Source organism: Amycolatopsis sp. NPDC051045, assembly GCF_040682955.1.
GTDB lineage: Bacteria > Actinomycetota > Actinomycetes > Mycobacteriales > Pseudonocardiaceae > Amycolatopsis.
The window spans coordinates 322764-344727 of sequence record NZ_JBFBCC010000004.1; the positions used below are offsets into that span (position 1 = coordinate 322764).

Sequence of the window (21964 nt, forward strand, 5' to 3'; positions counted from 1 at the left end):
CCTCACCGGCGACGCACGCCGATCCTGTCCCGTGGTCCGACCCCGGGTCACCCTACTGTGACGTCCGAGGTGGGCCGCACGTTGCCCGGCCGTCGCAACACGAACACCAGGACGACGGCCAGGCCGAGCGTGGGACCACCGGCCAGGCCGGCGACCGCCTTGAGGATCGGGTCGCCCGGCACGAGCAGCAGGGTCACCGCGGTCGCGGCCGCGACCACCCCCCACGTCACGAGCACCTTGCTCGCCTCCTTGCGGGCCACGAGCACCGCCGTCATCAGCTGCAACGCCGTGAGCAGCACCGCACCCCAGACCATCCAGGCGACCCACCAGCCCTGGGCGACGAAGTCCGAGCCGTAGAGCAGGGAGACCAGCCAGGGCCCGATCAGCCAGCCGACCAGTGCGCCGACCACGCCGACCACGATCGTGCCGAGCGCGCCGGCCGCGAGCAGCTTCCGCAGCCGGTGCCGCCCCTCCTCGGTGCCCGAGAGCCGGACGACGGTCGGGACGGCGAGCGCCTGCAGCGGGGAAAGCAGCAGCAGCGGCACCCGGGACACGGTGAGCGTCGCGAAGAGGACTCCGACGCCGGCCACGGATCCGCCGGGCGCGAGCAGGCTCACCATCGCCGGGTAGCCGGTGATGACGCTGGCGGTCAGCGCGGCGCCGGTCAGCAGGACGAGGATCCGGCCGGTCACCGGCCCCCAGCCCTCGCCGTCGGCGTGCGGGTCGACCAGCCCGGAGACCGGCCGGACGAACAGCAGCCAGGCGAACGAGCCGGTCGCGGCCGCGATCGCGAACGACGTCACGCCGGTGAGCCCGGCGGCGGCGATCCCGAGCAGCACGACCACCCGGACCGCGGCTTCGGCGACGACCAGCCCCGCGTACGGCTTGATCCGCTGCTGCCCGACGAGCAGGCCGCGGGCGGCGAACTGGCAGGCGAACGCGATCGCGCCGCACAGCACGACGACGCCGAGCGTGGTGTTGCCGGCGTAGAGCCGGTCCGACAGCACCGGCACGACCAGCGTCAGCGCCGCGACCACGGTGACGGTCACCGCTCCGACCGCCAGCGCCCGCAGCGCCGGCTTGCCCGCCTTGCCGCCGTCGAGCGCGGCCACCGCGGACTGGCGGGACAGCTCCTGCTCGAGCGGTGACAACGCGCTGCCGAGGCCCATCAGGATGCCCCAGAACGAGAGGTAGACCTTGCTGTTCTCCGGGCCGAGCCAGCGGGTCGCGACGAGCGTCAGCACGTAGCCGAGCGCGATCGCGACCAGCAGCGAGATGCCGATCTTCCCGGCCGAGCGTCCGGTCTCCTTCGCCAGGCTGCGCCCGTCGGCTTCGTCGGTCATCGGCGAGCTCATCGTTCCCGCCGCCGGCGGGAACGCAGCGCCATGACCAGGCCACGGACGGCTCCCGCGCCGAAGCCGGCGCCGAACACCGGGGCCAGCTTCGCGACGGCTTTGGCCTCCGCGGTCGTCGCGCCGAAGCGGGTCACGGCCGCGCCCGCCGCGGCCGACCCGGCGGCCGCCAGCGCCACGGCCGTCTTCGGCCGCCGCAGCGCCAGGCCGAGGCCCAGCACGCCGACGCCGAACGCGGCGAACAGGCCGTTGCGGGCGGGGCCGGGCGAGCCGAGGTAGGAGTCCACGAAGGTCGTCCCGCGGAAGTACGACTGGGCGACGAACTTCTTGAAGCTGTCGCGCCCGTGGTAGGTCGCGGAGAACTCCGGGGCCAGGAAGATGCGGTGCCGCTCGGCGATCCAGCGCAGCACGCCGGTGTCGTCGCTGGCGAAGCGGACGTCGTCGAACAGGGAAACAAAAGCGTCGGAGGCCGCTTCGAGAACGGCGCGCGGCGCGGAAAAGAATCCGGTGCCCTTGGGGAAGAGGTCGAACTCCTCGATGCCGAAGGACATCAGGCGCGGGTTCGCGCAGTACCGCCGCCAGGGGATCTTGACCAGGCCGGCCATGAAACCGGCGTACGGGTTGCGCTCCGAAGCGACGTTGACGTGCCCGTTCCACACCGTCCGTTCCGGGTGGCCTGCCAGCTGGTCGCGCAGGAACGCCAGCGCACCGGTGTCCACGACCACCCGGCTGTCGAGCAGCAGGATCTGCTGCCCGGACGCCTTGGCGATGCCCGCCCGCCGGGCCTCGAACCGGCCGGCGTTCGCCTGGCTCAGCACGGTGATGCCGTGGCGTTCGCGCAGGTCGTCGAGCCGGGACGGCGTGGCGTCGGTGCTGCCGTCGTCGACCACCACGACCTCGATCGGCCAGCTCGCGGCCGACGCCGAGGCGAGCAGCGCACCGACGCTGCGTTCGATCCAGTCCTGCTCGTTGTAGACCGGGATCACGACGCTGAGCGAGGGGAGGAGCGGGTTCGCACTCACCGGGCCGAGGCTACCCGGCGGCCCCCGTGACGGGTCGGCCAGTATCCTTACGCCACCGCACCCGATCGGAAATGGGCTCTCTGGTGATTTCCTTCATTCTCGGCACCACCGCGGAACTGATCAAGATCGCGCCGGTCTACCACGGGATCGCCGAGCGCGGGGTGCGGCCGAAGATCTGGTTCACCGCGCAGCACGTCGACGAGGTCGCCGACGTCCTCGCGGACCTGAAGATGCCCGAGCCGGACGTCTGGCTGGTGCCGGAGGACAAGGCCCACAACCTCGAGTCGCCCGCCCAGGTGCCCGGCTGGGCCGCGCAGGTGCTGCGCACCGCGTGGAGCCGCCGCCACGAGCTGCGCGCCGCGCTGACCGAGGACGGCCGCCCGCCGCTGGTGCTGGTGCACGGCGACACGTTCACCACGCCGTACGGCTCGCTGATCGGGAAGCGGATCCTCAAGTCCCGCGTCGGGCACGTCGAGGCGGGCGCGCGGTCGGGCAGCATCCTGTCGCCGCTGCCCGAGGAGCTGAACCGCAAGATCGCGGCGAAGATCGTCGACATCCACTTCGCGCCGAGCGCGCGTGAGGTGAACAACCTGCGCCACGCCCGCGGCGTCGTCGTCGACACCGAGGCGAACACGGCGATCGACGCGATGCGCCTGGCGATCAACCAGCCGCTGGACGTGCCGAACCTGCCGGAGAAGTTCGGCCTGGCCACGCTGCACCGCTTCGAGCTGGTTTCGCGCCCGGACAAGTACCGCGAGGCGCTGGAGATCCTGCGCGAGCAGAGCCGCAAGATGCCGATCCTGTACATGGCCGGGGCGCCGGAGCGCGAAAAGATCCGCTCGCTGGGCATCGGGAACATCTTCGACGACCAGTTCATCGTCCAGCCGAAGATGCGGTACCTGAAGTTCCTGCCGCTGGTGGCCCGCGCCGAGTACGTCGTCACCGATTCCGGTGGTCTTTCGGCCGAGTGCTACTACCTCGGCCTGCCCTGCGCGGTGCACCGCGAGCGCACGGAGACCCCGCAGCACCTCGGCGAGACGGTCGTCCTGACGGAAATGCGCGGCGACAAGCTGCAGAACTTCCTCGACACGTACCAGAACCGCCGCGGCGAGTCCTGGATGGACAAGTACCACCCGTCCGAGATCGTGGTCGACACCTTGGCGCAGCTCGGCTACTGCTGAGTCCTTCGTCCGGGTGACCTCCCGTTTCTCCGGGAGGTCACCGGGCAAAGTGTCGCCATGATCCACCTCGGACTGGCGGCGGCCCTGCTGGTGACGCCCCCGATCGACCTGGACGCGACGCACTCGGCGGCGCTCGCGTCCGGGTACCAGGAGTCGTACGTCGGCGCCGCGGGTCCGATCGCGCGGGCGATCCACGCGGTGTACGACATCCCGGCGTCGGTGACGGTCGCGCAGGCGATCCTGGAATCCAACTGGGGCCGCAGCCGGCTGTCGACGGCCGAGCTCAACCACTTCGGCTTCAAGTGCGTGACGCCGACGAGCCCGGGCCCGATCGCGCTGCGGTGCGCCCGCTACCCGACAACGGAGTGCGTGCCCGCCCCGTGCCACGCGGTGGACGCGTACTTCCGGTCGTACGCCTCGATCGAGGACTCGTTCCGCGACTACGGACGGCTGCTGACGACGAGCCCGAACTACGCGGCCGCGCTGCCGGTGCGGTCGGACCCGGACGCGTTCATCCGGGCGGTGGCGCGCAAGTACGCCACCGACCCGGAGTACGCGAACAAGGTGATCAGGCTGATGGACCTGTACGACCTGCGCCGCTTCGACCGGTGAGCTCCGCCAGCTTGCCGGCGAACTCGGCGCCGCCGGCGGTGAGCGCGGAAAGCAGCTTCCCTTCCCCCGTGACGGCGGTCTCGCGGTACGGCCCACCCGCCACGGTGATCCGGACGAGCCCCGGCGGGACCGGCTCCAGCGAGAGGTACGCGGACTGGTCGGGGAACCGCACTTCGGCACGCCCGTCCGCGCGGTACTGGGCCACGAGGGCAGCCACGGAGGCCCAAAGCCCTTCGATGTCCGACGCCCAGTTCCGGCCGAGGAGGGCAACCGGCCCGACGGTCAGCTCGATCGCGCCGGTCAGATCGCCGCCGTACCGCACCCGGGGCAGCTCGCCGCAGTCCCGGATGTCGACGAACTCCACCTCCCGCCGCCGTTCGAAGGCGAGGAGCGTCCGGACCGGCTCGACCGGCAGACCGCTATAGGACACGGCGGCCCGAGAGCGCGCGGCCCAGGGTCAGCTCGTCCGCGAACTCCAGGTCACCGCCCATCGGGAGACCCGACGCCAGCCGCGTGACGCTCAACCCGGGGAAGTCTCGCAGCATGCGGACCAGGTACGTCGCTGTCGCCTCGCCCTCGGTGTTGGGGTCGGTCGCGATGATGATCTCGCTGATGTCGGCTTCGCCGATGCGCTTGAGCAGCTCGCGCATCCGCAGCTGCTCCGGGCCGATGCCCGACAGCGGGTCGAGCGCGCCGCCCAGCACGTGGTAGCGGCCCTTGAACTCGCGCGTGCGCTCGACCGCCAGCACGTCCTTCGGCTCCTCGACCACGCAGATGACCGTGAGATCACGGCGCTCGTCGCGGCAGATGCGGCACTTCTGCTGCTCGGAGACGTTGCCGCAGACCTCGCAGAACTGCACGCCCTCCTTGACCTTGCCGAGCACGTCCTGCAGCCGCGAGATGTCGGCCGGGTCGGTGGCCAGCAGGTGGAACGCGATCCGCTGGGCGCTCTTCGGCCCGACCCCCGGCAACCGCCCGAGCTCGTCGATCAGGTCTTGGACGACACCTTCGTACAAGTTCGTCAGCCGCCGAAGCCGAGGCTGCCGAGGTCCGGCATGCCGTCACCGCCGCCGAGGCCGCCGGCCAGCGGGCCGAGCTTCTGCTCGGTGAGCTTCTGCGCGCTCGCCGACGCGTCCCGGACCGCCGCGACGATCAGGTCGGACAGCGTCTCGATGTCGTCCGGGTCGACCACCTTCGGGTCGATCCGGAGGCTCTTCAGCTGGCTGTCACCGGAGACGGTCGCGGTGACCAGCCCGCCGCCGGCACTGCCGGTGACCTCGGTGTTGGCGAGTTCTTCCTGGGCCTCGACGAGCTTCTGCTGCATCTGCTGCGCCTGCTGCATCAGCTGGGAAAGGTCGAAGCCGCCGCCGGGTTGCACCATGATCGCACTCGGTCCTCTCTGCACGCCTGTGTCCCCACCAGGGTAGTCGCGCCACACGATGTGCCCGGCTGTGGCACCGTGGTCGCCGTGCGACGCGTGATTGCCCCCCTGCTGCTGGCCGTTGCCCTGCTGCTCACCGGCTGCGAAGGAGAGACCCCGGCGGCACCGGCGCCCGCGCCCGTGACCACGCGGACGAGCACGCCCACGCCGACGACCGTGGCGCCTCCAGCGTCGCCTTCACCGTCGTCGTCCCCGGCCGTCACGACCCCGGCCGCGGCCGGGAAGGTCGTCGTGCTGGACCCCGGGCACAACGGCGGGAACGGCGCCCACCCGGCGGAGATCAACCGCCCGGTGCCGGCCGGGCGCGGGCAGACCAAGCCGTGCAACACCACCGGCACCGCCACCAACGCCGGCTACGCCGAGCACGCCTTCACCTTCGACGTCGCCCAGCGGGTCGGAAAAGCCTTGGCGGACAAGGGGTTCCACGTTGTCTACACGCGACAGAACGACACCGGCGTCGGCCCCTGCGTCGACCGACGGGCGGCGATCGGCAACGAGGCGAACGCCGACGCGGTCGTCTCGATCCACGCCGACGGCTCCGAAGCGGCCGGGGCGAACGGCTTCCACGTCGCGTATTCGGCACCGGCGCTGAACGCCGCGCAGGGAGCGCCGTCGACGCGGCTGGCGCAGACGCTGCGCGACACGATGCGGGCGAGCGGCTTCAGCCCGGCGAACTACATCGGCACCAACGGGCTGTCGGCCCGCGCGGACCTGGCCGGGCTCAACCTCTCGACGCGGCCGGCCGCCCTGGTGGAGTGCGGGAACATGCGCAACGCGACCGAAGCGGCCCGGATGACGAGCGCGGACGGGCGGCAGCAGTTCGCGGCGGCCATCGCGGCGGCGATCGAGGCCTACCTGGCTTCCTGAGCCTCGAGCACGGCCTCGCCGTACTGCGTCGCCCACTTCGTGAGGACGCCGATCGGCTCGACGAGGGTCCGGCCGAGATCGGTCAGGCAGTACTCGACGCGCGGCGGCGCTTCGGCGTACGCGTGGCGGTCGACCAGGCCGTAGCCCTGGAGCTTGCGCAGCGTCTGCGTGAGGACCTTGCGGGAGATGCCGCCGATGAGGCCGACCAGCTCGCCGTGCCGCCGCGGGCCGCGGCTGAGGGCGAACACCACGACGACCGCCCACTTGTCGGCGATGATCTCGATGGCCAGCCGGGCCGGGCAGTCGGCGAGGAAGACGTCCCCGGAAAAGTCACCCATGGGAGCAAAGGTACCGAGCGGTACCCGTCGGCTTCCTAGTCTCGGGACCATGGAACTTCCCGAAAGCTGCCACCGCCTGTTCGAGCGGCCGTTCAACGCCGTGCTGACGACCGTCAACCCGGACGGCTCGCCGCAGACCTCGATGGTCTGGGCCAGCCGGGAGGGCGACGAGATCGTGATGGGCATGGAGGGCGGCCGGCCCAAGGTGCGCAACATCCGCAACGACCCGCGCGTCACCGTGCTGATCGAGGACCACGACGAGCGCGACGCACGGGGGCTCCCGCAGTACCTGCTGGTCCGGGGCACGCCCGGGTGCTCGGGCCGGACATCCCCGACGAGTTCACGGCCCTGATGGACCGGCAGGCCCGGCGGTACCTCGGCGTCGAGAAGTACGAGCTGGGCAACCAGGGCTCGCCGACGGCGGTGATCGTCCGGATCACGGCCGACCGCGTGACGGGCATCGGCCCCTGGGCCTCCTGACCCGCGCTCCCGGGCATTCACGGACTTGGGTTTGGGTCGGGCTCAGTCCAGGGGGCGGGCGCCCAGGTGCTCCGAGAGGAGTTTGCGGGCCACCTCGTCCGGGTCCTTGTCCGGCGGGGGTGGGGGCGGCGGCGGGGCCGGGCTGGCGTCCTCGTTGTAGAGGTCCTCGTCGTCCTCGTCGGCCGGTTCCGGGGGGAGCGGGATGTCCGGCTCGGCCGTCGTGACCTTGGGCCGGGCCGGCGGCGGTGGCGGGGTCGCGGGGCGGGCAGCCGGTTCGGCGGGCGCCGCGGCCGCCGACTGGCGCGTGAACGACCGCTCCGGCGCGGGCGCGGCCTGCTGCGGACGGGCGGCGGGCGCGGCCGGGGCGTTGCCGTGGACGCAGCGGACCTGCCAGTCGCCGCCCAGGACGTCGGTCAGGGCGCCGGCGATCTTGCGGGCGTTGTCCTGGTCGGACAGCCGGCGGGCCAGCGGCTCGGACTTGTGGGTCAGCGTCACGGCGTTGCCCTCGACGCTCGCCACGGTGGCCTGGGTCAGCATCGCCTCGATGCTGCGGCCGCCGGTGAACTTGCGCAGCGCGGTCATCAGCTGTGGCCAGACGTTCCGGATCCCGGCGGCGTCCATCCCACCGGCCGCCGCGGGCGCGGCTGCCGGGGCTTCGGGCGCCGGAGACGCAACGGGGGCGGGCGTGCCACCGCCGGGCGTACGCACCGCACCCCAGCCACCATCGCCCGACTGAGCCGCGGGGCTGTTCGAAGCCGCGGCAGCCGCCGCGGAAGTGCTCGAAGCCGCCGCCGGGACGGGCGTGCCGCCTCCCGGAGTGCGCGGACTCCCCCAGCCGCCGTCGCCCGACTGAGCCGCGGCAGCGCTCGAAGCCGCAGCCGCCGGAGCGGGCGGGCCGGCGGCGGGCGTACGCGCGGCGCTCCCGCCGTCGGGCACCGGATCGGCGGCGGCCGGGCGTGCGGGCGGCTTGACCGGCTCGGGCACCGGTGCCGGGCCCGCCGACGACGCACGCTGCGAAGGCCTCGAGAACTCGCGTTCCGGAGCCCCGCGCAGCGGCGGCTCCACCCCGCCCTCGGCGGGCGCGCCGCCTCCGGCGGCCAGGGTGGCGCGGCGCTCCAGCCGCTCGACCCGGGCCAGCAGCGCCTTTTCCGCGTCGGCCACCGACGGCAGCAGCATCCGCGCGCACAGCAGCTCGAGCACGAGCCGCGGCGAAGTCGCGCCGCGCATCTCCAGCAATCCATTGTGGACGATGTCGGCGTAGCGCGAGAGGGTGGCCAGGCCGAGCCGCTCGGCCTGCGCGACCATCCGCGACAGTTCCTCCTCCGGCGCGGACACCAGCCCGCCCGCGGACTCGGGCACCGCGCGCAGCAGCACCAGGTCACGCAGCCGGTCGAGCAGGTCGGTCGCGAAGCGGCGCGGGTCGTGGCCGGCCTCGGTGAGCTTCTCCACCGTGCCGAACACCGTGGCGGCGTCCTCGGTCGAGAGGGCGTCGACCATGTCGTCGATCAGCGCGACGTCGGTGACGCCCAGCAGCGCGACCGCCCGCGAGTACGAGACGCCTTCCGGTCCGGCGCCGGCGAGCAGCTGGTCGAGCACCGACTGCGTGTCACGCGCCGATCCCCCGCCCGCGCGGATGACCAGCGGGTACACCGCCGGCTCGACCTCGACGCCTTCGGCCGCGATGTTGCGCTCCAGCAGGGCACGCATCGAGCTCGGCGGGATCAGCCGGAACGGGTAGTGGTGCGTCCGCGAGCGGATGGTGGTGAGCACCTTGTCCGGCTCGGTGGTCGCGAAGATGAAGATGACGTGCTCCGGCGGCTCTTCCACGATCTTCAGCAGGGCGTTGAAGCCCTGCGTCGTGACCATGTGCGCCTCGTCGATGATGAACACGCGGTAGCGCGACTCGGCCGGGGCGTAGAACGCCTTGTCCCGCAGCTCGCGGGCGTCGTCGACACCACCGTGGCTGGCGGCGTCGAGCTCCGTGACGTCGACGCTGCCCGAACCCTCCGGCGCGAGCGCCTTGCACGAGTGGCATTCGCCGCACGGGTCCGGCGTCGGCCCCTTCACGCAGTTCAGCGAGCGCGCCATGATGCGCGCGCTGGACGTCTTGCCGCAGCCGCGTGGACCGGAGAAGAGGTAGGCGTGGTTGATCCGCCCGGCGGACAACGCCGTGCGGAGGGGTTCGGTCACATGCTCCTGACCGACGACCTCGGCGAAGGTCGCCGGACGGTACTTGCGGTACAGCGCGAGAGCCACGCCGCGAGACTACCGCCAGGGTCCGACAACCTTCGCCGTGCGGTCAGGAGACCAGTGCGGCCGCCTCGGCGACCAGACCGTTCACCTTGGCGACGTGCTGAGCGGTGAAGGCGTCCCGCGCCCGCGCCTTGGCCAGGTCCTTGTCCAGGTACGTCGCCAGACCCGAGTCCGGGCCGTCGAGGACGCCCTGCGCAACCGCGTCCACCTCCGGGCCGTTTGACAGCGTCTGGGTCACCTTGACCCGCAGGTCGATCAGGTGCGCGACGTACTGGCCGTGCGCCAGGAACTCGCGGATGTCGGCGACGGTGCCGTCGAGCGCCCGCTGCGCCGCCGACTTCGTGCCCGGGCCACCGGCCGCCATGATCTGGCTGACCTCGACGCGGTCGTCGGTGTCCCGCCCCGGGTAATCGCCGGTGCGCAGCAGCGCGGCGACCCCGGCGTACGGCCCGGCGAGGGCGTCACGAGCGGCCTGGCGCAGGCCCGGGCGGGCCTTGGGGTCCGCCGCGATCGCCGCGACGGCGGCGCGGTCGTCGGACTCCTGCGCGACGGCGAGAGCGCTGCGCACGAACGTGACGACGTCGTCGTCGGACCCGCTCAGCGCGGTGCGGGCGGCGTTCTTGACGGCGGCGCCGCCGTTGCGCAGCAGGTAGACGGACGCGCGGCGGCCGTTCGGCACGGTCAGCGCCGGGTCGGCCGCGTCGGTGAGCAGCTTGTCGTTGTCCGCCTTGGCCTGCGCGGCGCGGGCCGCGGCCTCACGGGCCTCCTGCTGCGCGGCGGCCTCGGCACCCGCGGCGGCCTGGGCGTCCTGCTGCCCCTTCGCCCGCTGGGCGGCCAGCCGCTCGGTGTTCGCCTTGCGCGCGTCCGAAGCGATCTTCGCGGCCTTCTCCGCGGCGAGCTTCACCACGAGCGGACGGTGGTTGGCCGCGGCCGCCTTGGCCCCGTCGAGCTGCCCCTGGACCGCGGTGACCTCGATGTCGCCGTCCTCGGCGACCTTCCGCCAGAGGGAGAGGAAGTACCGGACGTCCTCCGGGGTGCCGTCGAGCGCCGTCTGCGCGGCGGCCTTGACCTCGGGGCCGCCGGCGGCCAGGGCCTGGTTGGCCGTGATGCGGTCGTCGACGTCCTTCGCCTGCTGCAAACCGGTCTCGAGGAAGGCGCGCACGTCGGCGGGCGTGCCGTCGAGCGCCTTCTGGGCCCGGGCGTTGACCGTCGGGCCGCCGGTGTTCATGACCTGGCCGACGGCGATCCGGTCGTCCGCGTTCCGCGCCAGCGGCAGACCGCGGGCCAGGAATTCGCGGATGTCGGCCTGGGTGCCGTCGAGCGCCTGCTGGGCGGCGCGCCGGGTGACCGGGCCACCGGAGAGGGCCTGGGTGACCAGGACCCGCTCGTCGTCGTCCTGGGCCCGCCCGCGGCCGGTGGCCAGGAAGGTCTCCAGGTCGGCGGGTGAGCCGAGCAATGCCGCTTCGGCGGCCCTGGCCACGCCGGGGCCGCCGGTCTCCAGGAACGAGACGGCTTGGGCCCGGTCGGGCAGGACGTCCGCGGCCGCCGGCGTCGCGAAGACGCCGGTGGCGAGGGCCACGGCAATGATTACTGCGTTTGCACGCAAGGAAAAACCCCCTCGATCGATGATCGTTCCGTTCCCTTATCGCCGGAGTGGCCGGAATGTTTCCGATAACCTCGGACTTCGTGAGCCGAATGCGGAAGGCCGAGCCGGTGCCCGGGCGGTACCCGGTGCGGTTCGGCACGGCCGAGCTGGTCCGGGACGCCGGCCGCGGCAACGCCTGGCTGGTGTCGGTGGACGGGGTCGCGCAGTCGTACGTCGACCTCGACGACCCGGCCCACCTGGAGTTCGACTACGTCCGCCGGTTCGCGGACGTGGTGGACCGGCTGCCGCCGGGCCGGCTGGACGCGCTCCACATCGGCGGGGCGGCGTGCACGCTGCCGCGGTACGTCGCGGCGTCCCGGCCGGGGTCGCGGCAGCTGGTGTTCGACGCCGACGGCGAGCTGGTGGAGCTGGTCCGCGCGCAGCTGGGGCTGCGGGTGCCGGGCCTGCGGGTCCGGGTGACGGACGGCCGCGAAGGCCTGGCGACGCGCCGCGACGATTCGGCGGACCTGGTGGTGGTCGACGCGTTCGAGCGAGCAACCCTGGCCGGCGGCCTCGCGACCCTGGAGGCGACGCAGGCGATCGCGGGCATCCTCCGGGCCCCGGGCGTCTACCTGGCGAACATCACGGACGGCCCGGGCCTGCCGTTCGCCCGCCGCTTCCTGGCGACGCTGCTCGCGGTCTTCCCGGAGGTCCTCCTGCTGGCCGACCCCGGCGTCCTGCGCGGCCGCCACTTCGGCAACCTGGTCCTGGCGGCCTCGGCAACCGAGCTCCCGACGACGGAGATAGCCCGGCGAACGGCCTCGGCAGCATTCCCGGCAAGGTGCGTGCACGGCGCGGAGCTGCGAAAACTGGCGGGCAAGGCAGCCCCGATAACGGACGCGGACGCCCCACCGCCCCCAAAACCCCCCAAGGACATCCTGGGCCTGTTCTAGCGAGAAAGGCCCGGCAAGCCCGCAGACGCGAGAAGGGCCGCGGCAAAGCCCGCAGGCCGCGACAGAGGCCGCGGCAAAGCCCGCAGACGCGAGAAAGGCCGCGGCAAAGCTCCCAGGCGCGAGAAAGGGCCGCGACAGAGCCCGCAGGCCGCGACAGAGGCCGCGGCAGAGCTCGCAGGCCGCGAGAGAGGCACCGTGGGGGTCCGGGGGCTCGGCCCCCGGGCGAAAGGACGAAGAGAAGGCCCGTCGAAGGGGCGAAGCCCCGAAGCCGGAGCCGAAAAGAAGGGGACCCCGCGCACCCGTCAGAGCCTGCTTATCCTTGCTGCCTTCCGGCCCTGGGGAGGTTCACAGGGTGGACGCCGCGCGGGGTCCGTGGTCAAGTGTAGCGGGCCCCGCTCAGGCCCCCGCGCCCGCCTGGGCGCGGGCCCGCTTGAACGTGTTGTGCAGTACCGCCAGCAGCGCGTCGCGGACCGACAGCTTCTGGCGGGCGTCGAACGTGATCAGGGGGACGTCGTCGCTCACCGCCAACGCCCAGCGCACGTCCTCGAGGCTGTGGCCCAGCGATCCGTCGAACATGTTCACCGCCACCACGAACGGGAGGCCCGCGTTCTCGAAGTAGTCGACCGCCGGGTAGCAGTCGTCCATGCGGCGGGTGTCCACGATCACCAGTGCGCCCAGTGCGCCGTGGACCAGGTCCTGCCACATGAAGCCGAAGCGGTCCTGGCCGGGCGTGCCGAACAGGTACAGCTTGACCTCTTCGTCGATCGTGATGCAGCCGAAGTCCAGCGCCACCGTCGTCGTGGTCTTGGCCGGGACGTGGCCGGTGCTGTCCACCGAAGCCGCCACCGACGTGATCGCCGCCTCGGTCGTGAGCGGCTTGATCTCCGAGATGGACGACACCGCCGTCGTCTTGCCGACGCCGAAGCCGCCCGCGATGACGATCTTGACCGGGGCCGGCGGCCGGGTGCCCGGTTCAGTGAATGGCTTCGAGTCCACGAATGACCCTTTCGATCATGCCGAGGTCGTGCTTGTTGTGGTTTCCCGGCCGGCGGACGACGACGTAGCCCAGTTCGGCGAGGTCGGCCACCAGCACCCTGGCCACGCCGATGTGCAGGCCCAGCATGGCGGCCACCTCGGCCACCGACATCGTGCTCCGGCAGAGGGAAACGATTTCCTGGCGTTCGAACGTGAGCTTCGGGTGCGAAGCCGCGCCGAGGCGGGACGTCATGACCTGCGCCTCGATTTCGAGGCTCTGGTCGACCGGCTGGGCCCGCCCCGAGGTCATCAAGTACGGCCGCAGCAGCGAGATGTCCGGTTCTTCGGTCATCACGTCGCTCCCTAGCTTCCGACGGTGTTCTTGAGCTCCTCGATGAGCCCCGGGGTCAAGACTTCGGTCGCGCGGTTGGCGAACATCGCCATTTCGTAGGCGATCGTGCCGAGGCTGGCCTGCTTGTTGGCGAGGACGCCGAGCGAGCAGCCGATGCTGATGGTGCAGACCAGCAGGTACCCGTGCTCGAGCTCGATGATCACCTTGTCCGGCGAGCCGAGCGGGTGGCTTTCGGAGACGCCGTGGGCGAGGCCGAGCATGGCCGAGGAGATCGCGGCGAGACGGTCGGCGTTGGAGCGCTCGAGCTCCGTCGACATCGCGATCAGCAGGCCGTCGGCCGAGACCGCGATGGCGGCTATCGCGCCCGCGGTGTGCTGCGCGAAGCGGCTCACCAGCCAGTTGAAGTTCTGGGCTTCGACACTGACGCCAGGTGCGGGGATGCTCATTTCCTGCTCTCTTCTCCTCGTTCCATCACACGACCGGCGACCACGCCTTGGGGCGGGCTGTCTGCCGTCACGTCCTCCGCCTTGGCGAGGCCTGCGGCGAACGCGTCGAACGCCGCTCGTTCGGCCGCCGGGTCCCGCCTGGGGCGGTTCACGACGGCGCGGGCGAGCGGCCGCCCCGCGGACTGCTGACGCAGGCCCGGGGCGAGCTGGGCGCCGGGGACCCGGCGGATCAGGCCGTCGCGCGACTGCGCGGCGGCCGCGATCGGGGCCGTGGCCACCGGCGGTGCGGCGGCCTCGATCACGGGGACGCGGGGCGGAGGAGGTGACACGGGTTCGGTCACGACGGTGGGCGGCGCGGACGGCGGGTCGGCCGTCAGCGCGCTGACCTCGGCGGCCTTCGCGAAGGCGCCGGCGAAGCCGTCCATCGCGGCCTTCGTCGCTTCCGGGTCGTGCCGCGGCTTGCTGTCGTCGGCCACCGGCGCCGTCGTGCCCGGGCTGGGCAGCTGGGCGCCGCGGACCCGGCGGCGCAGGCCACCACGGGATTCCGTCGCCGCCGCCATCGCCGGCTCGGGTGCTTCGGCGGGCTGGGTGTCGGGTTCGGCGTCCGGCCACACCGGTTCCAGCTCGCGGAACCAGCGGAAGCCGTTGCCGTGGCCGAGCAGCGCCGGGATCGCCGGCGCCGGCAGTTCGGCGGGTCGCTCGCGGACCGGTTCGGCCACCGGCGGCCGGAAGGCGTCCAAATCGGACAGACCGGCCGGCGCGGCGTGCCGCGGCTGTGACGGCGCGATCGGCGGCATGGCCTGCGCCGGGATCACCGGCGGCGGCTCGGTCCTCGGACGCAGCTCGGTGCGGTGGGTGAACAGCGACGGCGGGATGGTCAGCCGCGCGGTCACGCCGCCGGTGGTCGGCGTCGCGAGCAGCTCGACGCCCAGCTCGTGGCGCCGCGCGAGACGGCCGACCACGAACAGGCCGAGCACACTGGTCGGCGCGAGCTCCAGGCGTTCGCGCTCGACGAGCCGCTTGTTCTCCTCGGCCAGTTTCTCCGCGGTCATGCCGATGCCGTGGTCGACGATGCTCACCAGGCAGGCGCCGTCGGCGAGGAACATGGTGTCCACCTCGACCATCGAGCCCGGCGGCGAGAACGACGTCGCGTTCTCCAGCAGCTCGGCGAACACGAGCACCAGGTCGGCGCCGAGGGCCGAGGAAAGCAGGATCTCGGCGACGACGCCGAGCTTGACCCGCTGGAAGTCCTCGATCTCGGCGAGCGCGGACCGCAGGGCCGTGGACAGCTCGATCGGGCCGGCGATGCGGGTCTCGTCGCGGGTGCCGGACACCACGAGCAGGTTGTCGGCGTTGCGGCGCAGGCGGGTGGAGAGGTGGTCGAGCCGGTAGAGGCTGGCCAGCAGCCGGGTGTCCTGCTCGTTGCGCTCGACCTCGTCGATCAGGGCGAGCTGGCGGCCGACGAGGTTCTGCGTGCGCTTCGCGACGTTCGCGAACATCAGGCTGGTGTTGCGCCGGGTGAGCGCCTGGCGTTCGACCAGCTCGGCCGCGGTGGTCTGGACCCGGTTGAACGCGGCGGCGAGCTTGCCGAGCTCGTCGCCGGAGACGACGTCGATGGTGGCCAGCCGCGGGATCTGCGCCTCGACCTCCTCGGTGTCGGTGACACGGACGAGCTCGGTGCCGGCCAGGTCGGCGACCGACGTCGCCGCGGTGGTCAGCTGGCGCAGCGGCCCGGCGATCGAGCGGGACACCGCGACGGCGAGGAAGGCGACCAGCAGGAACAGCCCGCCGGCGCCGAGGCCGACCGTCCAGGCCAGCCGGGTCGCGCTGTCGGCTCGTTCGGTCGCGGAGTCGGCGATCTCGTTGATCGCCCGCTCCTGCACGAGTTTCCGCTGGCCCGCGTGGGTGTCCGCCGCGGAGAGCACGTCGGAGACGTACCGCGTGGTGCCCGCCGTGTCACGCGGGTTGCCGACCTGGGCGGCGAGGTCGTCGACGCGCCGGCCGGCATCGCTCTGCTCGACCCGGACGACCAGGGCGGCCCGCTCGCTGTCGTCACCGTCGTCGCCCTGCTTGACGAACCGGTCGACGAAGATCGGCGCCTGCTGGGTCGCGTCGTCCAGGATGGACCGGCCGGCCTCCGGCGACACCGCGGTCACGATGAGGGCCATCGCGCGCAGCGAGTTCTCCTCGTTCGCGCGCAGCAGCGCGTCCAGCGCCGTCAGCTCCCGAGCGCCCTCGGCGTCGCTGGTGAGCTGCGGGACCAGGCGCAGGGCGTCGATCACCGCGTCGATCACGGCGTTGTAGGTACGGGCCACGCTGTCGAGCGCGACGCCGCGGCGGGCGGCGTTCTCCCGCAGCTCGCCGAGCGAGCCGATCCGGGTCAGTGCCGCGGACAGCTCGTCGGGAGCGTCGGCCCCCAGTGACGCGCGGACCTCGGCGACCGTCGTGTCGACCACCTTCCGCTGCTGGAGCATCTGCTCGGGGCTCGCCGACGGCGTCGCCACGAACGCGCCCGTCAGCAGCCGTTCGCGCTGCAGCTGCCACATCAAGCCGCCGAGCTGCTGGGCGTGCCGCGCCACGGCGGCCGACTGCGCCGCCGCGCCGGCGCTGTTCGCCTGCGTCAGCACGAACGGCACCGACACCAGCACCACCGCGACCAGCGGAGGCAGGAGCAGCAGGTTCAGCTTGCCGCGAATACCGAGCCGGGCGAGAAATCCCCCGCCGCCGGCCCGTTCCGCGGCCGACCCGCCGTGTCTCATCCCGCCACCTTCCCCGTCTTCCGTTCTCACTCGACCGCGGCCACCCGGCTCACGTGGCCGCGGTGCTGCTCCCGGACCAGGTCCTCGATCCGGGCGCGCAGCGCGAGGAACCGCGGTTCGCGCTTCACCGCCAGGTCGCGCTCGGCGGGCAGCGCCACCTCGACGTCGGCGGCGATCCGGCCCGGGTCCGAGGCGAGCACCACCACCCGGCCGCCCAGGAACACCGCTTCCTCGACGTCGTGGGTGACCATCAGCACCGTGGTGCCGGTGTCGGCCTGCACCTGGCGGATCAGCACCTGCATGTCCTCTTTGGTCTGGACGTCCAGGGCGCCGAAGGGTTCGTCCAGCAGCAGAACTTCCGGTTCGCACGCGAGTGCGCGCGCGATCGCGACGCGTTGCTTCTGACCGCCGGACAGCTGTTTCGGCAGCGACCGGCGCACGGCGTCGAGCCCGGTCTCGGCCAGGTACCAGTCGACGCGCTTGGCGCGCTCGGCCGGGTCGAGCGAGAGCAGCTCGAGTCCGAACGCGACGTTCTTCTCGACGCTGCGCCACGGGTAGAGCGCGCCGGCCTGGAAGACGAGCCCGCGGTCCGGCCCGGGACCGGTCACCGGGACGCCGTCGAGCACGATCTCGCCCTCGGTCGGGTGGGCGAGCCCGGCCACCAGCGACAACAGCGTCGACTTGCCCGAGCCGCTCGCGCCGACGACGCAGACGAACTCGCCGCGCAGAACTTCGAGGTCGACGCCGTCGAGGGCGCGCGTGACCTTGCCGCGGACGGTGTAGTCCTTGGCGACGTTCCGCAGTTCCAGCGTCATGCCGCCCACTTCCCGATCCGCGTGCGCAGCAGGCGCAGCAGGACGTCGATGAGGAGCCCGGCGATCCCGATGACCACGAGCACCGCGAAGATCTTGTCCGTCTGCAGGAACCGCTGCGCGCGGACGATCCGGTACCCCAGGCCCGCCGAGGAGTTGATCAGCTCGGCGACGACCACGAAGTTCCACGCCGCGGCGGCGTTGACCCGGATCGCGTCGATCATGCCGGGCAGCGAGTGCGGCACGACGATCTTGCGCAGCACCTCGCCGCGGCGCGCGCCGAGCGTGTAGGAGACGTCGATGAGCGCGCTCGGCACGCCGCGGACGACGTCGGCGGTCATCAGCGTGTTGAAGAAGACCGTCCCGATGAACAGGATGGCGATCTTCGACGGCTCGCCGAGGCCGAGCCAGATGATCAGCAGCGGGATGAACGCGCTCGCCGGCAGGTAGCGCAGCAGCCCGATCAGCGGCTCGAAGAACGCCTGCCCGGCGGTGAAGGTGCCCATCAGGATGCCGAGCGGCACCGAGATCAGCACGGCGAGGCCGAAGCCTTCGAGCACCCGCTGGGTGGTCGCCCAGAGGTCGCCGAAGAGCTCGCCCGTGCTCGCCATGTCGACGCCGGCCTTGACCACCGCGGCCGGGGACGGCAAGAACGTCGAGTCGACGGCCCCGCTGACGCTCAGCACGACCCACGCGAGGAACGGGATCGCGAACGACAGCACCGCGAGCGTCCAGCGGGACGCCGCGGAAATGGGCGTGCGCAAGGAGAAAAGGGGCGAAGTGGACGGCTTCGGACCGGACCGGCGGGGCAGCGGCGACCACTCCGGCCGTCCGCCGCCCGCCCGGCCGGCCTCCTGCTGTTCGGCGAGCCGCTGCTCGGTTTCCAGTGCCTCGGCGGCCCGCGTGTCGGCCGTGGTCGCCGACGTGGTGCGCTGGGTCGGACCGGTCACTGGGGTGCGGCCTTCACGAACTGGTCGTCGAACAACCCGTCGAGCGACGGCCGCTGCTGGGCGAGCCCGGTGCCGACGATGAAGTCGATGATCTTGTTCGCCTGGAAGTCGAGGTGCTGTGCGGTGACACCCGGGGTGAACGCGTCGAGGTTCTGCTGCCGCGTGAAGATCGTGGTGCCGGCGTCGTAGCTCTTGTAGTCCGCGTCGGACACACCACCGCGCTTGGCCATGATCTTCACGGCCGCGTCCTTGTTGTTCTTGATCCAGGTCAGCGTCTCGAACCAGGTGTTGACCAGCGCCTGCACGTCCTTCGGGTGGTCCTTGACCAGCTTCTGCGACGTGACGAGGTGGTCCGGGATGGCGCCGGGGAACTCCGCCGACGACGAGATCGCGCGGCTGCCCGGGCGCTCCAGGGCCTTCGAGGTGAACGGCGCGAACGCGGCGACCGCGTCGACCTGGTCGCCGGCGAACGCGGCCGCGGCGGCGTCGGTCGGGAGGTTGACCAGCTCGATGTCCTTTTCGGTCAGTTTCGCCGCCTGCAGCGCGAGCAGCAGCAGGTAGTGGTCGACCGCGCCCTGCTCGACGGCGACCTTCTTGCCCTTGAGGTCGGCGACGCTGGTGATCCCGTCCCGCGCGATGATCTTGTCGTTGCCGGTGGAGTTGTCGTTCACCAGCACGATCGACAGCTTGGCGCCGCCGGAGACGGACGAGAGGGTGTCGTTGAGGGTCTGGCTGTTGGCGTCGATGGCGCCGCTGGAAAGCGCGTTGATGCTGTCGGTGTAGTTGTCGAAGTACTTGAGGTCGACGTTCACGCCGTTCTTGGCGAACAGGCCCTGCTCCTGCGCCACCTGCCAGGGAAACCAGCCCGGCCAGGCGCTGAACCCGATGGTGATCTTGCTACCGCTCCCGGAGGCGGAACTGTCGCTGCACCCCGAAAGCGCGGTGACCCCGGCGAGGGTGAGCAAAGTCAGGAGCACCGTCAGCAGACGGGGGCGAGGACGGGAAATCACAACGAACTCCAGGTTGCGGGGGAAGTGGAGTGGTGCCGTACCAAAGGGGGAATTGCGGCGCTCAGGACTTGCTCGGGACTACGGGTGGTGACGACGGGAAGGCCGATCGGGTCGAGCTGCGCCACCGCGCACGGTCATCGCTGCTCTCTTTCCGGCCGCACCTGATCAGGTCATGGGGAGAGAAGCGGACAGGGAGCACCTACACCCAGTGAAAAACCAGCACTCGGCACACCGGATCAGCCACCCCTGTCCCTCTCCCGGCGGAGAGCCTAGCGAGTAGCACAAGATCCCCACAACGTCCGAATAGCTCAGCCGAACGAGTGACCGCCAACTGGGCCAACCAGCGAAATGTCGGTATTTCAAGATCGACTTCTACCATATTTCTGTCGGCCGCCCGGCCAAGAGTTCCGCTCGCACGTGCGTCCATCACGTGCAACTGCGCGGCCGATACGCCCTAGTCGTTACGGAAGCAGCGGGGAGTACCTAGATCATCACCGACAGCGAGAGCACGGATCCGAACAATCGTTCGGAATGGGTCGGCCACCGGAACGAAAATCGAACACCTGTCCGCATCCGCCGATACCGCACGGGTCCGGGATGCGCCGAATGATTCCCTGACTGTTAACACGCCCGAAACAATTCGGCCGCCCGGAAGATTTCGATCAGCCGACAGATTTGGCTAGGTCGTAAACAGTCGCGCTCCCGGCGGTGACCGGCGCGAAGTTCTGCTCGACCCACGCCTGGATCTCGCCGGCGGTCCCGCGGCCGCCCCCGAAGCCACCGCGGCCGCCGGCGACGTAGTAGCGGATGTCGCCGTCGGCGACGTACTGCTGGAACTGCCGCAGGGTCGGCGCCGGGTCGCTGCCGCTGAAGCCGCCGATCGCGAGCACCGGCCGTCCGCTCGCCAGCGCCAGTCCCGCCGACTGCATCGCACCGCTCTGCGCCGCGGCCCACTTCGTCGTGGTGCCCTTCACCAGGTCGATCACCGCGGTGTCGGTCTTCCCCGCGCCGAAGCCGCCCTGGCCGCCGCCGAAGCCACGTCCACTTGCGACAGCCGGGCCGGACGACGGCGTCCCGCCGGAGTGCGCGGCCGACGCCGTGGCCAGCGTGAACGACGTCGTCCCGAGCAGCGCGCCGCACAGACCGAGCACGGCCACGACCGGGCCGAGCCGCCGGATCCGGTCGGCGCCGAAGAGCAGCCCCACGACCGCGGCGGCGCCGAGCACCAGGAGCGTGTAGCGGACCCACGGCTGCCAGTCCGGCGTCCGCGCGAGGAGCACGAACCCCCAGACCGCGGTCACCGCGAGCATGACGGCGAGTACCGTGCGCGCCGCGAAGTTCGCCCGGCCACGCCAGAGCTCACGCGCGGAAATCCCCAGCGTGGCCGCGATGCCGGGGGCCAGCGCGACCGTGTAGTACGGGTGGATGATGCCGCTCATGTAGCTGAACACCAGCGCGGTGACCACCAGCCAGCCGCCCCACAGCAGCAGCGCCGCCCGCGTCCGGTCGGTGCGGGGCGCGCGGCGCGTGAACCACAGGCCGGCGACCAGCCCGATGACCGCGGCGGGCAGCAGCCACGACGCTTCGCCGCCGAACTCGCCGCCGAACAACCGCGTCAAGCCGGCCTCGCCACCGAACCCGCCACCGAAACCACGGCCGCCGGCGGGCAGCTCCACCCCGGTGGGCGGCGTGAACGCTCCTGCGCCGCCGCCCCCGCGCCCTTCACCGAAGATCCGGCCGAGCCCGTTGTACCCGAAGGCCAGCTCCAGCACGGTGTTGTCGGTCGAACCGCTGATGTAGGGCCGGTCCGCGACCGGCCACAGCGCGACGGCGGCGATCCACCAGCCCGCGGAGACGAGCACCGCGCCGGCCGCGGCGAACAGCTGGCCGATCCGGCGGCCGAGCGACGTCGGCGCCGCGAAGGCGTACGCCAGCACGAAGGCGGGCAGCACGAGGAAAGCCTGCAGCATCTTGTCGAGGAAGCCGAAGCCGATCGCGACCCCGGCGAGCACCAGCCACGTCGTGCTCGCGCGGTCCAGCGCACGCACCACGCAGTACGCGCCGGCGACGAGCAGCAGCACCAGGAAGGAGTCGGGGTTGTCGTAGCGGAACATGAGCGCGGCGACCGGCGTCAGCGCGAGCGCCGCCCCGGCCAGCAGCCCGGCGCCCGGCCCCGACAACCGCCGCACGGCGAGGTAGAGCAGGCCGACCGACGCGACGCCGGCGAGCGCGTTCGGCACCAGCAGGCTCCAGCTGGAGAAGCCGAAGACCCGCCCGGACAACCCCATGATCCACAGCGAGAACGGCGGTTTGTCGACGGTGACGACGTTGCCCGGGTCGAGCGAACCGAAGAACAGCGCCTTCCAGCTCCACGTGCCGGCCTGCGCGGCCATCGCGTAGAAGTCGTTGGCCCAGCCGGTCTTCGCCAGGTCCCACAGGTAGAGCAGGCCGGTACCGAGCAGCAGCGCGGCGACGGACGGGGTGACCCACCGCGGTTTCCGGGCGGCCTCGGGCGCGGACTGGGCGTGTCCGGGTGCCGACAGCGTGGTCGTCATGGGGTTCACCGTGTCGGCACC

At 71.9% G+C, this 21964-nt stretch carries 22 protein-coding genes and 1 other RNA gene; 6 read left to right on the forward strand and 17 right to left on the reverse strand.

The window, feature by feature from the left end; translation table 11 throughout:
- Positions 1-47: 47 nt before the first annotated feature.
- Together AB0M80_RS12650 and AB0M80_RS12655 are read right to left on the reverse strand one after the other, a co-directional pair.
- Positions 48-1343, reverse strand: a complete 1296-nt coding sequence (locus tag AB0M80_RS12650) for a hypothetical protein (RefSeq protein WP_364562839.1) — start codon at positions 1341-1343, stop codon at positions 48-50.
- Between the two features lie 8 nt (positions 1344-1351).
- The gene (locus AB0M80_RS12655; protein WP_364562841.1) at positions 1352-2374 is read right to left on the reverse strand and encodes a glycosyltransferase; all 1023 of its coding nucleotides are present in this window, start codon (positions 2372-2374) and stop codon (positions 1352-1354) included.
- 71 nt (positions 2375-2445) lie between these two features.
- Here AB0M80_RS12655 and AB0M80_RS12660 point away from each other — a divergent pair, with 71 nt between their 5' ends.
- Both AB0M80_RS12660 and AB0M80_RS12665 read left to right on the forward strand, forming a co-directional pair.
- Positions 2446-3555 carry a UDP-N-acetylglucosamine 2-epimerase gene (locus AB0M80_RS12660; protein ID WP_364562843.1) on the forward strand — a complete coding sequence of 370 codons (1110 nt, stop codon included), beginning with the start codon at positions 2446-2448 and terminating at the stop codon, positions 3553-3555.
- A 57-nt stretch (positions 3556-3612) separates the two neighbouring features.
- On the forward strand, positions 3613-4167 hold the full coding sequence (locus AB0M80_RS12665) for a glucosaminidase domain-containing protein (protein ID WP_364562845.1): 555 nt from the start codon (positions 3613-3615) through the stop codon (positions 4165-4167).
- On the opposite strand, the gene AB0M80_RS12670 is transcribed toward AB0M80_RS12665, so the two are convergent.
- Genes AB0M80_RS12670 through AB0M80_RS12680 form a run of 3 tightly spaced genes read right to left on the reverse strand, consistent with a single transcriptional unit; the run spans position 4124 to position 5548 of the window.
- On the reverse strand, positions 4124-4597 hold the full coding sequence (locus AB0M80_RS12670; RefSeq protein WP_364562848.1) for a hypothetical protein: 474 nt from the start codon (positions 4595-4597) through the stop codon (positions 4124-4126). The two genes, AB0M80_RS12665 and AB0M80_RS12670, sit on opposite strands and share 44 nt — an antisense overlap.
- A complete protein-coding gene (gene recR, locus AB0M80_RS12675; RefSeq protein ID WP_364562851.1) occupies positions 4587-5183 on the reverse strand; it encodes a recombination mediator RecR in 597 nt (198 codons plus the stop codon). The genes AB0M80_RS12670 and recR overlap by 11 nt, the downstream gene beginning before the upstream one ends.
- Before the next feature lie 5 nt (positions 5184-5188).
- Positions 5189-5548 carry a YbaB/EbfC family nucleoid-associated protein gene (locus AB0M80_RS12680; RefSeq protein WP_364562854.1) on the reverse strand — a complete coding sequence of 120 codons (360 nt, stop codon included), beginning with the start codon at positions 5546-5548 and terminating at the stop codon, positions 5189-5191.
- 78 nt (positions 5549-5626) lie between these two features.
- Between AB0M80_RS12680 and AB0M80_RS12685 the strand changes: the two genes are divergently transcribed.
- Positions 5627-6475 carry an N-acetylmuramoyl-L-alanine amidase gene (locus AB0M80_RS12685; RefSeq protein ID WP_364562857.1) on the forward strand — a complete coding sequence of 283 codons (849 nt, stop codon included), beginning with the start codon at positions 5627-5629 and terminating at the stop codon, positions 6473-6475.
- Here the strand turns inward: AB0M80_RS12685 and AB0M80_RS12690 are convergent.
- Positions 6460-6813, reverse strand: a complete 354-nt coding sequence (locus tag AB0M80_RS12690; protein WP_364562860.1) for a helix-turn-helix domain-containing protein — start codon at positions 6811-6813, stop codon at positions 6460-6462. The genes AB0M80_RS12685 and AB0M80_RS12690 overlap by 16 nt on opposite strands.
- A 49-nt stretch (positions 6814-6862) precedes the next feature.
- Between AB0M80_RS12690 and AB0M80_RS12695 the strand changes: the two genes are divergently transcribed.
- Together AB0M80_RS12695 and AB0M80_RS12700 are read left to right on the forward strand one after the other, a co-directional pair.
- Entirely contained in the window at positions 6863-7165 is a 303-nt protein-coding gene (locus AB0M80_RS12695; RefSeq protein ID WP_364562863.1) for a pyridoxamine 5'-phosphate oxidase family protein, read from the forward strand.
- Positions 7165-7293 carry a hypothetical protein gene (locus AB0M80_RS12700; protein ID WP_364562866.1) on the forward strand — a complete coding sequence of 43 codons (129 nt, stop codon included), beginning with the start codon at positions 7165-7167 and terminating at the stop codon, positions 7291-7293. Before AB0M80_RS12695 ends, AB0M80_RS12700 begins: the two co-directional genes overlap by 1 nt.
- A 42-nt stretch (positions 7294-7335) precedes the next feature.
- On the opposite strand, the gene AB0M80_RS12705 is transcribed toward AB0M80_RS12700, so the two are convergent.
- Positions 7336-9549 carry a DNA polymerase III subunit gamma and tau gene (locus AB0M80_RS12705; RefSeq protein WP_364562869.1) on the reverse strand — a complete coding sequence of 738 codons (2214 nt, stop codon included), beginning with the start codon at positions 9547-9549 and terminating at the stop codon, positions 7336-7338.
- Positions 9550-9592: 43 nt separating this feature from the next.
- Complete coding sequence (locus AB0M80_RS12710) at positions 9593-11125, reverse strand: ALF repeat-containing protein (RefSeq protein ID WP_364562872.1); 1533 nt, start codon at positions 11123-11125, stop codon at positions 9593-9595.
- A gap of 116 nt (positions 11126-11241) precedes the next feature.
- On the opposite strand from AB0M80_RS12710, the gene AB0M80_RS12715 reads away from it, so the two are divergent.
- Positions 11242-12084: a fused MFS/spermidine synthase gene (locus AB0M80_RS12715; protein ID WP_364563656.1), complete on the forward strand. Its 843-nt coding sequence runs from the start codon at positions 11242-11244 to the stop codon at positions 12082-12084.
- Between the two features lie 280 nt (positions 12085-12364).
- On the opposite strand, the gene ffs is transcribed toward AB0M80_RS12715, so the two are convergent.
- The 9 genes from ffs to AB0M80_RS12760 form a co-directional block, all read right to left on the reverse strand.
- Positions 12365-12459: signal recognition particle sRNA small type (gene ffs, locus AB0M80_RS12720), an RNA gene on the reverse strand.
- Between the two features lie 21 nt (positions 12460-12480).
- Positions 12481-13080: an ATP/GTP-binding protein gene (locus AB0M80_RS12725; protein WP_364562875.1), complete on the reverse strand. Its 600-nt coding sequence runs from the start codon at positions 13078-13080 to the stop codon at positions 12481-12483.
- The gene (locus tag AB0M80_RS12730) at positions 13058-13411 is read right to left on the reverse strand and encodes a DUF742 domain-containing protein (RefSeq protein ID WP_364562878.1); all 354 of its coding nucleotides are present in this window, start codon (positions 13409-13411) and stop codon (positions 13058-13060) included. Before AB0M80_RS12730 ends, AB0M80_RS12725 begins: the two co-directional genes overlap by 23 nt.
- An 11-nt stretch (positions 13412-13422) precedes the next feature.
- Positions 13423-13857, reverse strand: coding sequence for a roadblock/LC7 domain-containing protein (locus AB0M80_RS12735; RefSeq protein ID WP_003061341.1), 435 nt, complete (start codon positions 13855-13857; stop codon positions 13423-13425).
- Positions 13854-16616, reverse strand: a complete 2763-nt coding sequence (locus AB0M80_RS12740; RefSeq protein ID WP_364562881.1) for a nitrate- and nitrite sensing domain-containing protein — start codon at positions 16614-16616, stop codon at positions 13854-13856. Before AB0M80_RS12740 ends, AB0M80_RS12735 begins: the two co-directional genes overlap by 4 nt.
- A 26-nt stretch (positions 16617-16642) precedes the next feature.
- A complete protein-coding gene (locus AB0M80_RS12745) occupies positions 16643-17431 on the reverse strand; it encodes an ABC transporter ATP-binding protein (protein ID WP_364562884.1) in 789 nt (262 codons plus the stop codon).
- Positions 17428-18378, reverse strand: a complete 951-nt coding sequence (locus AB0M80_RS12750; protein WP_364562887.1) for an ABC transporter permease — start codon at positions 18376-18378, stop codon at positions 17428-17430. The genes AB0M80_RS12745 and AB0M80_RS12750 overlap by 4 nt, the downstream gene beginning before the upstream one ends.
- Positions 18375-19388, reverse strand: a complete 1014-nt coding sequence (locus AB0M80_RS12755; protein WP_364562890.1) for an ABC transporter substrate-binding protein — start codon at positions 19386-19388, stop codon at positions 18375-18377. The genes AB0M80_RS12750 and AB0M80_RS12755 overlap by 4 nt, the downstream gene beginning before the upstream one ends.
- Before the next feature lie 662 nt (positions 19389-20050).
- The gene (locus AB0M80_RS12760) at positions 20051-21943 is read right to left on the reverse strand and encodes a glycosyltransferase family 39 protein (RefSeq protein ID WP_364562893.1); all 1893 of its coding nucleotides are present in this window, start codon (positions 21941-21943) and stop codon (positions 20051-20053) included.
- Positions 21944-21964 lie beyond the last annotated feature (21 nt).

Bases quoted from the DNA above. Each gene is read 5' to 3' on its own strand.
- AB0M80_RS12650 (WP_364562839.1), bottom strand. From the start codon at position 1,343: ATGACCGACGAAGCCGACGGGCGCAGCCTGGCGAAGGAGACCGGACGC.
- AB0M80_RS12660 (WP_364562843.1), top strand. From the start codon at position 2,446: ATGGGCTCTCTGGTGATTTCCTTCATTCTCGGCACCACCGCGGAACTG.
- AB0M80_RS12665 (WP_364562845.1), top strand. From the start codon at position 3,613: ATGATCCACCTCGGACTGGCGGCGGCCCTGCTGGTGACGCCCCCGATC.
- AB0M80_RS12680 (WP_364562854.1), bottom strand. From the start codon at position 5,548: ATGGTGCAACCCGGCGGCGGCTTCGACCTTTCCCAGCTGATGCAGCAG.
- AB0M80_RS12690 (WP_364562860.1), bottom strand. From the start codon at position 6,813: ATGGGTGACTTTTCCGGGGACGTCTTCCTCGCCGACTGCCCGGCCCGG.
- AB0M80_RS12695 (WP_364562863.1), top strand. From the start codon at position 6,863: ATGGAACTTCCCGAAAGCTGCCACCGCCTGTTCGAGCGGCCGTTCAAC.
- AB0M80_RS12700 (WP_364562866.1), top strand. From the start codon at position 7,165: ATGGACCGGCAGGCCCGGCGGTACCTCGGCGTCGAGAAGTACGAGCTG.
- AB0M80_RS12715 (WP_364563656.1), top strand. From the start codon at position 11,242: ATGCGGAAGGCCGAGCCGGTGCCCGGGCGGTACCCGGTGCGGTTCGGC.
- AB0M80_RS12730 (WP_364562878.1), bottom strand. From the start codon at position 13,411: ATGACCGAAGAACCGGACATCTCGCTGCTGCGGCCGTACTTGATGACC.
- AB0M80_RS12735 (WP_003061341.1), bottom strand. From the start codon at position 13,857: ATGAGCATCCCCGCACCTGGCGTCAGTGTCGAAGCCCAGAACTTCAAC.
- AB0M80_RS12740 (WP_364562881.1), bottom strand. From the start codon at position 16,616: ATGAGACACGGCGGGTCGGCCGCGGAACGGGCCGGCGGCGGGGGATTT.
- AB0M80_RS12745 (WP_364562884.1), bottom strand. From the start codon at position 17,431: ATGACGCTGGAACTGCGGAACGTCGCCAAGGACTACACCGTCCGCGGC.
- AB0M80_RS12760 (WP_364562893.1), bottom strand. From the start codon at position 21,943: ATGACGACCACGCTGTCGGCACCCGGACACGCCCAGTCCGCGCCCGAG.